Raw genomic sequence first — 12,847 nt, forward strand, 5'->3', positions numbered from 1 at the left:
GAATCCGCCGCCGCGCGCCCGCCTACTACACTGGTGCCCATGACCCAGACTTCCGCGGATGACCGCGCCCGCCTGCTCGAACTGATCAAGGAACTCGCCGTCGTCCGTGGAAAGGTGACCCTCTCCAGCGGCGCCGAAGCGGACTACTACATTGATCTGCGCCGCGTCACCCTGCACCACGAAGCCTCCCGGCTGGTCGGCAAGGTCATGCTCGGCCTGCTGGATGAAGCCGGCATCGAGTTCGAAACGGCAGGCGGACTGACCATGGGCGCCGACCCCGTCGGTACCGCGGTCATGCACGCCGCGGCGGATGCAGGCCGCGCCATCGACGCGTTTGTGGTCCGCAAGGCGCAGAAGTCCTACGGTATGGGCCGCCAGGTCGAAGGACCGGGAGTTTCCGGCCGCAGCGTCGTCGTACTGGAAGACACCTCGACCACAGGCGGTTCTGCGCTGACCGCGGTGGAAGGCGTGCGCAAGGCCGACGGCGATGTCAGGGCCGTTGCCGTCATCGTGGACCGGGACACCGGCGCCAAGGAACGGATCGAAAAGGAAGCCGGCGTTCCCTACCTGTTCGTCTTCGGCAAGGACGAGCTGGGCCTGGACTAGGCCCGGGAGGCCCGGCCAACGCGCCGGGCCGGCGGCACGATGAACATTCATGACAGCGAGCACGCCCACCAGCTGAGACTGGCCGCCGGAATGCATCGTGTCTCGCGGCGCTCGTTCCTGGTCAGTGCCGCCTTCGGTTTGGCCACCGCGGCCGATCTGACGGTCACGCGGGCCATCCAGGAGCAGCGGGAACTGCCGCAGATCCTCACGCTCCCGGACGAATACGCCGAAACGCGCTTCCCGAAGACCAGCTGGATACTGTTCCCCGGGTACAAGACCAGTTGGGAAGAAGGCCTGTTCATCCTAAACTCGCTGCGCCCGGCCCTGACCCAGCGCGGACAGATGGCGATGGCGGGCTATTCCAACCGCGGACTGGATCTGCAGCATCTGGCCGAGGTGCTGGAGCAGCACGTCGCGGAGCACAGCCTGGAGAAGCTCTACTTCTACGGCCACAGCTTCGGCGGGATGGTGGCGGTGGAGATGACCGCACGCATGCTGGCCAAGGGCATTCCGGTGGAGCTGATCATGATGGACTGCAGCCCCTACAGCCGGTTCGACGTGCTGGACCGCGCCATGTTCGACAGCGTGGTGTTCTTCTACGAGGCGGGTTACCGCGTTCCCAGCTACCTGCGCGGCACCTACGAACTGGGCGAGCGGATTGTGCACAAGGACGAGCGCAGCTGGCGCCAGATCATGGACCAGACCCTGGAACAGCTCTCCCCGCTGGCCGTCTCCAGCACGCTGATCCAGTCCCAGTCCTCATACATCTACCACTTCGATGCCAAGCGTTTCCAGAACAGCATCGGGGACACCATGATTTCCTGGATGGGCAACCCGAATGACGGCACCGTGGACTACAACACCGCCCGCCGCAGCTGGAGCGTGAACTACGCTTCGTGCATGCTTACGGCCGACCTGGTGACCGCAGGTGCCGTGCCGGCGCATGCTTCGCCGCAGTGGAACCCGGGCGTCTACCAGCCGCTGATCCTGCAGGTGGAGGAAGAGCACTTTCCGCTGCCAACAGGCGGCGGACGGCGGATGCTCTACTGAGTTCCTACAGCTGGGGCAGCAGGTCCGCCACGGACTTGAGCGTCTGGTTGGGCCGGAACGGGAACGCCGAGACGTCCTCGGGCCGGGTAATCCCCGTATAGACCAGCACGGTGTGCAGGCCCGCCTCCATACCGGCGATGATGTCCGTGTCCATCCGGTCCCCGATCATGGCGGTGGTCTCCGAGTGGGCCTCGATCTGGTTCATCGCGGAGCGGAACATCATCGGGTTCGGCTTGCCCACCACGTACGGCGCCCGACCGGTGGCCTTGCTGATCAGGGCCGCGACGGCGCCGGTGGCCGGCATGAGCCCGTCCCTCGAGGGGCCGGTGGCATCCGGATTGGTGGCGATGAACCGTGCGCCGTCCACGATCAGCCGGATGGCCCTGGTGATGGCCTCGAACGAGTACGTCCGGGTTTCGCCCAGCAGCACGTAGTCAGGGTCCTGGTCGGTGAGGATGAAGCCCGCGGCGTGCAGCGCCGTCGTTAATCCCGCCTCGCCGATGACATAGACGCGCGCGCCGGGCATCTGGTCCTTGACGAACTCCGCGGTGGCCAGGGCCGAGGTCCAGATGTTCTCCTCGGGCACTTCCAGGCCGGACTGGCGCAGCCGGGCCGCCAGATCCCGGGGTGTGTAGATGGAGTTGTTGGTCAGCACGAGGAACCGCCGCGAGGTGTCCACCCAGCGCTGGATCAGTTCGGCGGCACCCGGAATGGCCGAATTCTCGTGCACCAGCACGCCGTCCATGTCCGTGAGCCAGCATTCGATGTCGGCGGGCTTCCGGCTCTCCGCTTTGGCCATAGATGCAGGGCTCCTTGCTGTTGGGTCGGTATTCGCTTTGCGGCTGGCCTTAGTCTGTCACCTACCCTTGAGAGGTGGAAGAGACGAACAACCAGCTCACCGTGGCCGTGCCTGCCACGGACCCCGGGGATGACTCCGGGAATACCGCCGCCGCGACCGTTGAAACCGGACCGGCGGCCCCGGCGGTCGGCGTCGGCCCCTGGGAAGGCCCGCTGCCGGAAGGCGACCACTGGGATCCGGAGCTACTGGCCCACGGGGACACCCGAAACGTGGTGGACGAGTACCGCTACTGGAAGCACGAGGCGATCGTGGCGGAGCTGGATTCCCGCCGGCACAACTTCCATGTGGCCATCGAGAACTGGCAGCACGACCTGAACATCGGCTCCGTGGTGCGCTGCGCCAACGCCTTCCTGGCAAAGGAAGTGCACATCATCGGACGACGGCGGTGGAACCGCCGGGGCGCCATGGTCACCGACCGCTACCAGCACGTCCGCCACCACCCCACGGTGGAGGACTTCGTTACCTGGGCGCAGGAGGAGGGGCTGCGGGTGATCGGGATCGACAACTTTCCCGACTCGGTGCCGCTGGAAACCTACGACCTGCCGGAAAACTGCGTGCTGGTGTTCGGCCAGGAAGGCCCCGGCCTGACACCGGAGGTCCACGAGGTGGCCGATGCCACGCTCTCCATTGCGCAGTTCGGCTCGACCCGGTCCATCAACGCCTCCGCCGCGGCCGCCATTGCAATGCACGCCTGGGTTCGCCGCCACGTCTTCGCACAGCACGTCTAAGGTTTCGCCCAGCGGGTGCTTTGTGTCGCTTTGGGAACTTCTGTGACGAGCGGATAGGGGCCCGCCGTCCGCTCTGCTAACTTCCGATAGTTGGTTCAATGAGGGGGTGTGCGGGTGAAGCTGGTCAAGCACCACGTCCGCACCCTGCATTCCCTCGGCCCGGCCAGCAACGATCATCTGGCGGCATTTCGCGTGGCGGTGAGCGTGGCCGTGCCGTCGCTCGCCCTGCTGTTCCTGGGCCGGCCTGACCTGATCATCTACGCCGTCTTCGGGGCGCTGACGGGCATGTACGGCAGGAACGAACCACACCAGCTCCGGCTCAAGCACCAGACGCAGGCGGCCCTGTTCCTCCTGTCCGGCGTGACCGTCGGCGTCCTGCTGTCGGTCGCCCACATCCATTCGTGGGGACTGGTGCTCGTCGAGGCGCTGCTCGCCGGGGTGGGCTCCGTGGTAGCAGACAGGCTGCGGCTCCGGCCGAGCGGGCCGTTCTTCGGTATCCTGGCCCTGGGCGCCTGTGCCTCCGTCCCCACCACCATTCCGATGCTCGCCGCCGTACTGATTTGCGCGGCATCCGCTGCGTTCTCCATAGCGGTGGGCTTCGGCGGCTGGATCAGGCTGCGGACCTGGAACCCGGCTGCCATCCGGGCTGCGGTGCCTCTGGGCCGGCAGAAGACCGCGGTGCACGCCGCGCGCTACGTGCTGGCCGTCGGCGCCGCGGGAGCCGTCGGCGTCCTCAGCGGCAGCGGGCATCCGCACTGGGCCATGGCTGCGGCAGCCGTGCCCTTGGCCGGGGCGGACCTGCCCAGCAGCGTCCATCGCGGACTGCACCGGATTGTCGGCACCTTCCTCGGGCTGGCGATTGTCGCCGTCGTACTTTTTCCCGGTCCCGCCTCACCGCTGCAGTTCTTTCCCGGGCAGGAGGCGGCAGTGCTGGCCCTCCTCGTGATCATTTTCCAATTCACCACGGAACTGTTCATGACCCGGCATTACGGGCTGGCGATGGTCTCCTTCACTCCGGTCATTCTGCTCATGACGCAGCTGGCGTTCCCGGAGGACCCGCTGCTGCTGGTCACCGAGCGCGGTGTAGAGACGCTGGTGGGAGCGGCGATCGGCATCCTCGTGGTGGTTACCGTCCGCACGCGGCGGGGTGCCGCGCCGCACGGCCCGGGGGAATCGCGCGGCCGCAAGGACTTCACGGCGGCTTCATAGACCCATCCGGGTGGCCCGCTGCCGGGGCCGACTGGATAGGATGGAGACAGAGGCCACCTCCCTCGAGAACTCACTTATCTATCAAGGAGTCCGCATGCCTATTGCAACCCCTGAGATCTATACCGAGATGATTGACCGCGCCAAGAGCGGCGGCTTCGCCTACCCCGCCATCAACGTCACCTCTTCGCAGACGCTGAACGCGGCACTGCAGGGCTTCGCCGACGCGGGCTCGGACGGCATCATCCAGGTGTCCACCGGCGGCGCCGCCTACTGGTCCGGCGCAGGGGTCAAGGACATGGTTGCCGGTTCCCTGGGCTTTGCGGCGTTTGCCCGCGAGGTTGCCAAGAAGTACCCGATCAACGTTGCGCTGCACACGGACCACTGCCCCAAGGACAAGCTGGACAGCTTTGTGCTGCCGCTGCTCGCCGAATCCGAGGCCGCCGTCAAGCGCGGCGAGGACCCGATTTTCAACTCCCACATGTGGGACGGCTCGGCCGAGACCCTGGAAGACAACCTCCGCATCGCCGAGGAACTGCTGGCCCGCACCGCCGCGGCCAAGATGATCCTCGAGGTCGAGATCGGCACCGTCGGCGGCGAGGAAGACGGCGTCGAGAACGAGATCAACGAGAAGCTCTACACCACGGTCGACGACGGACTGAAGACCATCGAGGCACTCGGCGCCGGCGAGAAGGGCCGCTACATCACGGCCCTGACCTTCGGCAACGTGCACGGCGTCTACAAGCCGGGCGGCGTGAAGCTGCGCCCCGAGCTGCTCAAGCAGATCCAGGACGAGGTCGGCGGGAAGATCGGCAAGGAGAAGCCGTTCGACCTGGTCTTCCACGGCGGCTCCGGCTCCTCCGAGCAGGAAATCGCGGACGCCGTTTCCTACGGCGTGATCAAGATGAACGTGGACACGGACACCCAGTACGCGTTCACCCGCCCGGTGGCCGGCCACATGTTCGCTAATTACGACGGCGTCCTCAAGGTGGATGGCGACGTCGGCAACAAGAAGACCTATGACCCGCGCGTCTGGGGTGCCGCTGCCGAGAAGAGCATGGCCGCCCGCGTGGTCGAGGCCGCCCAGCGGCTGGGTTCGGCCGGAAAGTCCGTGAAATAGATGGCCGAGTTCCGCAAGAACCTGCTGGGCCCGGACGCCACGAAGCTGCCGGAGGAAACCGAAGTCCTGGCGCGGCTGGACGCCGGCGACGAGGCCCTCGACCTCGCGGCCAAGCACCCGACGTCGTCGTTGGTGTGGGCCATCCTGGCCGAAGAGGCCTACGGCGAGGGCCGGACCATCGAGTCCTATGCCTTCGCCCGCGTGGGCTACCACCGCGGCCTGGACGCACTGCGCCGGGCCGGCTGGAAGGGCGCCGGACCCATCCCTTGGGAGCACGAGCCGAACCGGGGCTTCCTGCGCGCCCTGTATGCGCTGGGGCGCGCTGCCGCAGCCATCGGCGAGGGCGAGGAAGTAGTCCGGATCGACAAGTTCCTGAACGAATCGGACCCCGAGGCGAAGGCTGCCATCGAGGCCTCCTGAATCGAGGCGGGTCTCGGCGCCAGAGGCTTCCTGACCTCCTGGCGCAGCAACCTGACGCAATAAGTGGAGAAAAGGCGGGAGCAGCGGCGTGATAGCGCCCCTGTTCCCGCCACTCGTTTAACGAAGCCAAGCAGTGGGAAAAACGTTCCGACTGGCGCATATGTCCCGGATCACTTATATTTCTGCTTAGGTCCGGATGAAGCCGGCCGCAGGGCGCGGAATTCATCGGATTGGCGCGAGTGCTGCCCTGCCTGCACAGCCAAGTTGGGGACAGGAAATCCACGTGACATCACGACTGCGCTCAGCGCTGCTCACCGGCGCCGTTGCCGCCACACTCGCCCTCGGTGCCGCACCGGCCCAGGCCGACAACCAGCAGGATCCGTCAGGCCTTCCCGCCGCGGAAAATACCGCCCCCGCGCCCGCCGCGGGCCTGGGTTCCCTCGAGGAAATTGTCCAGGAAGCGGCTCCGGTGACTGAACCCGCACCGGCCACCGAAATTGTGCCGGTCGAACCTGCACCTGCTCCGGTACCGGCGGAAGAACTGCTGGCCGACGCACTGATTCCCGTGCTGGTGGAGGAAACCGAGACCAACGACGACGGCGGGACGCCGCCGGGGTCAGTCGAGGAACCGCCTGAGGACGTTGACGGTGGCAACGGCGGAGGCGTCGACCCGCTGGAAGACGACGCCGTTGCCGCGCCGGACAGTGGCGTGGGGGAGGAGCCCGTTGCCGGAACTGACCCGGCGCCCGGCGCCGGAAGTGAGCTGGCCCCGGTTGTCGAACCAGGCACCCCGGCTGCTCCCACGCCCTCTACTCCTCAGGCCCCGGTTCCTGCCGGCTTCGAACCGATCGTGGTGGGCGGCCGCACCCTGACCCACGCGGACTTCAACATCCCCGATGACATCGCCGCCAGCGACGAAGAGACCATCGCCCGCTGGATGGAGGAGAACATCGATCTGGTGCTCGAGTCCGAGGGCATGATCTACATCGTTGACCTCATGGTCCGCTACCTCGAAACGGGAGACCGGGAAGGTCTGGAAGCCCTGATCCGCGAACTTGGCGCCTCCGATCCGGCCGCCGCGGAAGACTTGATTCGGGAGCTGGACGGATGGTTCCAGTGGCTCGAAGAATGGCCGGCTGAGTTTGGAGAATGGCCTGAGAACTTCGGGGAATGGCCGATGGATGTGCCCTTCCCCGCTGCGCCGGCCACCGAACCTGCACCGGCCGCCTCCCCGGCCAGCGTAGAGGTAGCCCCGGCCGCACTGGTGCCGGCTCAGAAGCCAGCCGAAAGTGCCGCCGCCCCTGCCGCAGCTCCGGCTGGACAGTTGGCAGAGACCGGCGCCGCGGGCACCATCTGGCTCTCCGCGGGAGGAGCAGGATTGCTGCTTCTCGGCGTCGCCCTGGTCGCCTTGCGCCGCCGTATGGCCTGAACGTCGGCTGAACCGGACCGTCATTGCGGATCAGTAGAATCGACTGCTGGACCGCTTTGAAAGGTACGATTTTGGCCAAACTCTACTTCCGGTACGGCGCGATGAATTCCGGAAAGTCCACCGGGCTGCTCCAGGTTGCCTTCAACTATGAGGAGCGCGGGCAGCGCGTGCTGCTGGCCAAACCCCAGCTCGACACCAAGGGCGACACCGCGATCGTCTCCCGAATGGGCATGACCCGGGAGGTGGATTTCCTGATCCGCCCGGGCGACAACGTCCGGGAGCTGTTCGCCAAGGCCGCCTCCGGGGACGATCCGGATGCCCTGCTGGAGCATGTGGAGGTCAAGCCGGTGGCCTGCCTGCTGGTGGACGAAGCACAGTTCCTGGAGCCTGGCCAGGTGGATGATCTGTTCCGCATCGCGGTGCTGGACGGCGTGCCGGTGATCGCCTACGGCATCCGCACCGATTTCCGCACGGCAGCCTTCCCCGGCGCCGGGCGGCTGCTTGAACTGGCCCACTCGCTCGAGGAGTTGAAGACCATCTGCCGGTGCGGGCGCAAGGCGGTCTTCAACACCCGGCGGATCGGAAACGAGATTGTTTTCGACGGCGAGCAGGTAGCCATCGACGGCCAGGACATCGCGTACGAATCGCTGTGCGGGAACTGCTACCTGGAGGCGTCCGGCGGCCGGCTCGGCAACTGAGAGTCCGCCAGCCGCTTCGCCAGGCCCATCGCGTCATACGGTGCGCGGACCTTCACATCGTTGTCGAAGTAGAGGTAGGCGTCCCGGCCCACGCCGTCGGGGCAGCCGCTGCCGTCCAGCCAGCCGCGGACCGTGTCCGCCCAGTGATCCAGGTCGGCATCGCCATAGCCGCTGACGTAAAGCTCGTCCTTGCCGTGCAGCCGGACGTAGGCGAAGTCGGCCGTGATCTCGTGCAGCATCGGCCAGGTTCCGGCGCTGTCGGCCATGACCAGGGCAATGTTGTGCCGGCGCAGCTGGGCATAGAAGTCCTCGGTGACGAAGGTGGAACTTCGCACCTCCATGGCATGGCGCAGCGGCCGGTCCCCGTTAACGTCGAACCAGGTCCTGTCCCGCATCAAATCCGTATGTTCGGACGCAAGGTGGGCCGCCGCCGTCGTTGTTCGGGGGAGCAATGTCAGGAACTCCTCGACGACGTCTGGGTCGTACTTGAGGGTCTCCGGCAGTTGCCACAGGAACGGGCCGAGCTTGCCGCCGAGCGCCAGCACGCCTGAGGCGAAGAAGTTCGCCAGCGCCCCGCGGGCGTCGCGGAGACGGCGCATGTGGGTGATGAAGCGGCCGCCCTTGACCGCGAAGACGAAATGCTCCGGAGTGGCATCGCGCCACTGCAGCCAGCTGGACGGGCGCTGCAGCGAGTAGAAGGAGCCGTTGATTTCCAGCGAGTCGAGGTGAGTCGCGGCGTATTCGAGTTCCCGGCGCTGAGGGAGGCACTTGGGATAGAACGTTCCGCGCCACGGGGCATAACGCCATCCGGAGATGCCGACGCGCGCAACTGGCTTCAAAGTCCCCACGCTCAGCACGCTACTCCGGCCGGACGCGTCCGGCCAGAGCCAGCCCGGCACACATTGCGACGTCCCGCGGCCGCAGGAATCCGCGGTTAATCGGCGCATCGGCTAAACTTGGCAGGTAAGAGCCCCAGAACTCCACCCGGAGTCGGGGCGTTCTCATGCGCGGCAGATGCTTCCTGCCTCTCCCCTTGGCAGGGTTTCCGCCGCATTGAATGGGGGAGGATCCCATGCCAGCAATTGTGATCGTCGGAGCCCAGTGGGGCGACGAAGGTAAAGGCAAGGCAACGGACTTGCTTGGCGGCCGCGTGGACTACGTGGTTAAGCCGAACGGCGGCAACAACGCCGGCCATACCGTCGTCGTCGGTGGTGAGAAGTATGAGCTCAAGCTCCTTCCCGCCGGCATTCTCAGCCCCAACGCCACCCCCATCATCGGCAACGGCTGCGTGGTGAACCTGGAAGCCCTGTTCGAGGAGATCGACGGTCTGGAGGCCCGCGGCGCCGACACGTCCAAGCTCCGCGTCTCAGCCAATGCACACCTGGTGGCGCCGTTCCACCAGACCATGGACAAGGTGACGGAGCGCTTCCTCGGCAAGCGGGCCATCGGCACCACCGGCCGCGGCATCGGCCCCGCCTACATGGACAAGGTGGCCCGGCTGGGCATCCGCGTGCAGGACGTGTTCGACGAGTCCATCCTGCGCCAGAAGGTACAGGGCTCGCTGCACCAGAAGAACGAGCTGCTGGTCAAGGTCTACAACCGGCGCGACGTCGACGTCGAAGAGATCGTCGAGTACTTCCTGTCCTTCGCCGACCGGCTTCGCCCAATGATGATCGACTCCACCTTTGTGCTGAACGAGGCGCTCGACGACGGCAAGGTGGTGCTGATGGAGGGCGGCCAGGCCACGTTCCTGGACGTGGACCACGGGACCTACCCGTTTGTCACCTCCTCCAATCCGACGGCGGGCGGCGCGTCCGTGGGCTCGGGCATCGGCCCCACCCGGATCAACCGTGCCGTGGGCATCATCAAGGCCTACACCACCCGCGTTGGCGCCGGCCCGTTCCCCACCGAGCTCTTCGACGAGATGGGCGAGTACCTGCAGAAGACCGGCGGCGAGTTCGGCGTGAATACCGGCCGCCCGCGCCGCTGCGGCTGGTACGACGCTGTGCTGGCGCGCCACGCCTCGCGCGTCAACGGCTTCACGGACTACTTCGTGACCAAGCTGGACGTGCTGACCGGGATCGAGCGGATTCCGGTGTGCGTGGCGTACGACGTCGACGGCGTCCGGCATGACGAGATGCCGATGACCCAGACCGAGTTCCACCATGCCAAGCCCATCTTCGAGTACTTCGACGGTTGGACCGAGGACATCACCGGCGCCCGGAGCATCGCGGATCTGCCGCCGAACGCCCAGCTTTATGTGAAGGCGCTCGAGGACATCTCCGGCACCCGGATCTCCGCCATCGGCGTGGGCCCGGACCGGGACCAGACCATCGTGGTGCGGGACCTTATCGCCGAGTAGCGGTACCCTGTCCGGCCTCCGGGTTTGGGCGTAGCATGCAGGAATGGCGGATGACTATGGCATCCTGCGGCGCACTGCCGAGCTTGCCACCGAGTACCTGCGTGCCCTGCCTGAGCGGCCGGTCAAGAGCGGCATGGCTGCGGCGGACCTGCGCCGCGAACTGATCACCGCACTGCCCGAGGCCGGCGAGGAACCGCAGGCCGTAATCGAGCAGCTGGCAGAGGTGGGCGGCCGCGCCGCGGTGGCGATGGCGGGACCGCGCTACTTCGGCTTTGTTATCGGCGGGGCCCTGCCGCCGGCCCTGGCCGCGGACTGGCTGACCTCCACCTGGGACCAGAACGCCGGACTTTACGTGGCCGGACCGGCAGCGTCGGTGGTGGAAGAAGCCGTGGGCGCCTGGCTGCTGGAGCTGTTCGGCCTGCCGCCGGCCAGCGGGTTCGGCCTGGTGACCGGCTGCCAGATGGCGCACTTCACCTGCCTGGCCGCCGCCCGCACCGCAGTGCTGGAGCGGGCGGGCTGGGACGTCACCGGGCGCGGGCTTTTCGGCGCGCCCGAGGTGGAAGTGGTGGTCGGCGACGAGGCGCACAGCACGGTCCTGTCCGCCCTGCAGTACCTGGGGCTCGGCCGCGACCGCGTGCACACCGTGGCCACGGACAGCCAGGGCCGGATCCGGCTGCGGGAGCTCGAGAAAGTCCTCGCGCGGATTCCGCACCGGGATCCGTTGATCGTAAACCTGCAGGCCGGGAACGTGAATACCGGCTCCTTCGATCCGATCCGCGCCGCCATTGACCTGGTCCGCCGCCGCGAAGGAGCGTGGGTCCACGTGGACGGGGCCTTCGGGCTCTGGGCCGCCGTGAGCCCGGAACTTCGGCCCCTGCTCGACGGGGTGGAACTGGCCGATTCCTGGGCCACGGACGCGCACAAATGGCTCAACGTCCCCTACGATTCCGGCCTGGCGTTTGTCGCCGACGCCGATGCGCACGTCAAGGCCATGGCGCCCCCGCACGCCTCCTACCTTGAATACGGGCAGGAACGCGACGAAGTCTCCTGGGTGCCGGAGTTCTCCCGCCGCGCCAGGGGCTTTCCGATCTACGCGGCGCTGCGCACCCTCGGCCGCGACGGGGTGCGGGAAATGGTTGAGCATTGCTGCGCGCTGGCCCGGCACATGGCGGCCCAGCTCGGCCAGGTTGACGGCGTCGAAATCCTCAACGACGTGGTGCTCAACCAGGTGCTGGTCCGCTTTATCCCACGCGGTGATGGAAACATTAGCGGCGTCGGCGGGGACGACTTTACCCACGACGTCGTACGCCGCGTGCAGGAGGACGGCACGCTCTGGCTCTCCGGCACCACCTGGCACGCCATGGCCGCGATGCGGATCAGCGTGAGCAACTGGTCCACCACCCTGGAGGACGCGGACCGCTCCGTGGAGGCGATCCTGCGCTGCGCCGGACGCTGAAAAACCCTTTGGAGATTCCGTGCCGCGGGTTCTGTAGTCTGGAATGAAACACGCCGCCAGCGAGACGGGAGCGCATCATGAAGGTCAGTGTTGGGCAATTCGATCCTTCCGGGGACGTCAACGAAAACCTCAGCGTCATGCGTGCGCAGGCCGAAGAGGCCAAGGCCGCGGGCGCCGAGCTGATCCTGTTCCCCGAAGAGTCCATGTTCACCGTCGGCAAGGTCGAAGGGAATCTGATCTCCGCCGTCAACGAGCATTGGAGCGCCTTCGTCCAGAAGCTCTCGTTCATCGCCGCGGAGACCGGGGTTGCCCTGATCGCCGGCGGCTACGAGGCCAGCGGTGAAGAGCGCCCCTACAACACGCTCGTGATCGTGGACGCGACCGGCCGGATTGTGGATACGTACCGGAAGCTGCATCTGTACGACGCGTTCTCATACCAGGAGTCCACCAAGATCAAGCCGGGCGACGGAGGCCTGAAGCTCGTGGAGATCGGCGGGCTGCGGGTGGGCGTGATGACCTGCTACGACGTGCGTTTCCCGGAGATGGCCCGCGGCCTGGCGGACCAGGGCGCGGACCTGATCTGCGTGGCCGCCGCCTGGTTCAAGGGGGACCACAAGATCGAGCACTGGGAGACGCTGCTCAAGGCCCGCGCCATCGAGAACACCTGCTGGGTGGCCGCGGCCGGCACCTCCAGCAGCCACACCGTGGGGCATTCGGCCATCCTCGATCCGATGGGCATCGTGCAGGACTACCTCAACGACGAACCGCGCGGCGTTGTCACCGTGGACGTGACCCGCCGCCGCATCGACGAGGTCCGCGAGTTCCTCCCGGTGCTGCGGAACCGGCGCCTGGCCAGCACCGTGGACGTGGTTGAGGCCCACTAAAGCCAGGCACCGGGACGGCCCGGAAAAAG

General features: G+C 66.8%; 13 protein-coding genes. 11 read left to right on the forward strand and 2 right to left on the reverse strand.

From position 1 onward, the window contains the following. Nucleotides 1–39 precede the first annotated feature (39 nt). Both pyrE and AC5RWO_RS20405 read left to right on the forward strand, forming a co-directional pair. The gene (gene pyrE / locus AC5RWO_RS20400; protein WP_498733619.1) at nt 40–606 is read left to right on the forward strand and encodes an orotate phosphoribosyltransferase; all 567 of its coding nucleotides are present in this window, start codon (nt 40–42) and stop codon (nt 604–606) included. Between the two features lie 39 nt (nt 607–645). Beyond that, nucleotides 646–1,656 carry a thioesterase domain-containing protein gene (locus tag AC5RWO_RS20405; RefSeq protein WP_498733620.1) on the forward strand — a complete coding sequence of 337 codons (1,011 nt, stop codon included), beginning with the start codon at nt 646–648 and terminating at the stop codon, nt 1,654–1,656. A gap of 4 nt (nt 1,657–1,660) precedes the next feature. On the opposite strand, the gene AC5RWO_RS20410 is transcribed toward AC5RWO_RS20405, so the two are convergent. Continuing rightward, on the reverse strand, nt 1,661–2,455 hold the full coding sequence (locus AC5RWO_RS20410; protein ID WP_498733622.1) for an HAD-IIA family hydrolase: 795 nt from the start codon (nt 2,453–2,455) through the stop codon (nt 1,661–1,663). Nucleotides 2,456–2,529: 74 nt separating this feature from the next. Between AC5RWO_RS20410 and AC5RWO_RS20415 the strand changes: the two genes are divergently transcribed. The 6 genes from AC5RWO_RS20415 to AC5RWO_RS20440 all read left to right on the forward strand — a co-directional run bounded on the left by AC5RWO_RS20415 (nt 2,530) and on the right by AC5RWO_RS20440 (nt 8,116). Continuing rightward, nucleotides 2,530–3,243 (forward strand): TrmH family RNA methyltransferase, encoded by a 714-nt coding sequence (locus AC5RWO_RS20415; RefSeq protein WP_498733624.1) that lies wholly within the window; start codon nt 2,530–2,532, stop codon nt 3,241–3,243. A gap of 114 nt (nt 3,244–3,357) precedes the next feature. Then, nucleotides 3,358–4,452, forward strand: a complete 1,095-nt coding sequence (locus AC5RWO_RS20420; RefSeq protein ID WP_498733714.1) for an FUSC family protein — start codon at nt 3,358–3,360, stop codon at nt 4,450–4,452. A gap of 40 nt (nt 4,453–4,492) precedes the next feature. Further along, a complete protein-coding gene (gene fbaA / locus AC5RWO_RS20425) occupies nt 4,493–5,569 on the forward strand; it encodes a class II fructose-bisphosphate aldolase (RefSeq protein WP_169992393.1) in 1,077 nt (358 codons plus the stop codon). Beyond that, nucleotides 5,570–5,989: a DUF3151 domain-containing protein gene (locus AC5RWO_RS20430; protein WP_498733626.1), complete on the forward strand. Its 420-nt coding sequence runs from the start codon at nt 5,570–5,572 to the stop codon at nt 5,987–5,989. Between the two features lie 283 nt (nt 5,990–6,272). Beyond that, nucleotides 6,273–7,418: an LPXTG cell wall anchor domain-containing protein gene (locus tag AC5RWO_RS20435; protein ID WP_498733628.1), complete on the forward strand. Its 1,146-nt coding sequence runs from the start codon at nt 6,273–6,275 to the stop codon at nt 7,416–7,418. Between the two features lie 71 nt (nt 7,419–7,489). Next, the gene (locus AC5RWO_RS20440) at nt 7,490–8,116 is read left to right on the forward strand and encodes a thymidine kinase (RefSeq protein ID WP_498733630.1); all 627 of its coding nucleotides are present in this window, start codon (nt 7,490–7,492) and stop codon (nt 8,114–8,116) included. Here AC5RWO_RS20440 and AC5RWO_RS20445 read toward each other — a convergent pair. Further along, nucleotides 8,080–8,955, reverse strand: a complete 876-nt coding sequence (locus AC5RWO_RS20445) for a DUF72 domain-containing protein (RefSeq protein WP_498733716.1) — start codon at nt 8,953–8,955, stop codon at nt 8,080–8,082. The genes AC5RWO_RS20440 and AC5RWO_RS20445 overlap by 37 nt on opposite strands. Nucleotides 8,956–9,188: 233 nt before the next feature. On the opposite strand from AC5RWO_RS20445, the gene AC5RWO_RS20450 reads away from it, so the two are divergent. The 3 genes from AC5RWO_RS20450 to AC5RWO_RS20460 all read left to right on the forward strand — a co-directional run bounded on the left by AC5RWO_RS20450 (nt 9,189) and on the right by AC5RWO_RS20460 (nt 12,818). Beyond that, the gene (locus AC5RWO_RS20450) at nt 9,189–10,478 is read left to right on the forward strand and encodes an adenylosuccinate synthase (protein ID WP_498733632.1); all 1,290 of its coding nucleotides are present in this window, start codon (nt 9,189–9,191) and stop codon (nt 10,476–10,478) included. Between the two features lie 43 nt (nt 10,479–10,521). Then, complete coding sequence (locus tag AC5RWO_RS20455; RefSeq protein WP_498733633.1) at nt 10,522–11,934, forward strand: pyridoxal phosphate-dependent decarboxylase family protein; 1,413 nt, start codon at nt 10,522–10,524, stop codon at nt 11,932–11,934. A gap of 77 nt (nt 11,935–12,011) precedes the next feature. Next, nucleotides 12,012–12,818, forward strand: a complete 807-nt coding sequence (locus AC5RWO_RS20460; protein ID WP_498733635.1) for a carbon-nitrogen hydrolase family protein — start codon at nt 12,012–12,014, stop codon at nt 12,816–12,818. Nucleotides 12,819–12,847: the final 29 nt, after the last annotated feature.

Source organism: Arthrobacter sp. B055-34, assembly GCF_059090425.1.

Excerpts from the sequence above, each read along its gene's own strand:
- pyrE (WP_498733619.1), top strand. The coding sequence starts at position 40 with ATGACCCAGACTTCCGCGGATGACCGCGCCCGCCTGCTCGAACTGATC.
- AC5RWO_RS20450 (WP_498733632.1), top strand. The coding sequence starts at position 9,189 with ATGCCAGCAATTGTGATCGTCGGAGCCCAGTGGGGCGACGAAGGTAAA.
- AC5RWO_RS20430 (WP_498733626.1), top strand. The coding sequence starts at position 5,570 with ATGGCCGAGTTCCGCAAGAACCTGCTGGGCCCGGACGCCACGAAGCTG.
- fbaA (WP_169992393.1), top strand. The coding sequence starts at position 4,493 with ATGGAGACAGAGGCCACCTCCCTCGAGAACTCACTTATCTATCAAGGA.
- AC5RWO_RS20460 (WP_498733635.1), top strand. The coding sequence starts at position 12,012 with ATGAAGGTCAGTGTTGGGCAATTCGATCCTTCCGGGGACGTCAACGAA.
- AC5RWO_RS20455 (WP_498733633.1), top strand. The coding sequence starts at position 10,522 with ATGGCGGATGACTATGGCATCCTGCGGCGCACTGCCGAGCTTGCCACC.
- AC5RWO_RS20405 (WP_498733620.1), top strand. The coding sequence starts at position 646 with ATGAACATTCATGACAGCGAGCACGCCCACCAGCTGAGACTGGCCGCC.
- AC5RWO_RS20410 (WP_498733622.1), bottom strand. The coding sequence starts at position 2,455 with ATGGCCAAAGCGGAGAGCCGGAAGCCCGCCGACATCGAATGCTGGCTC.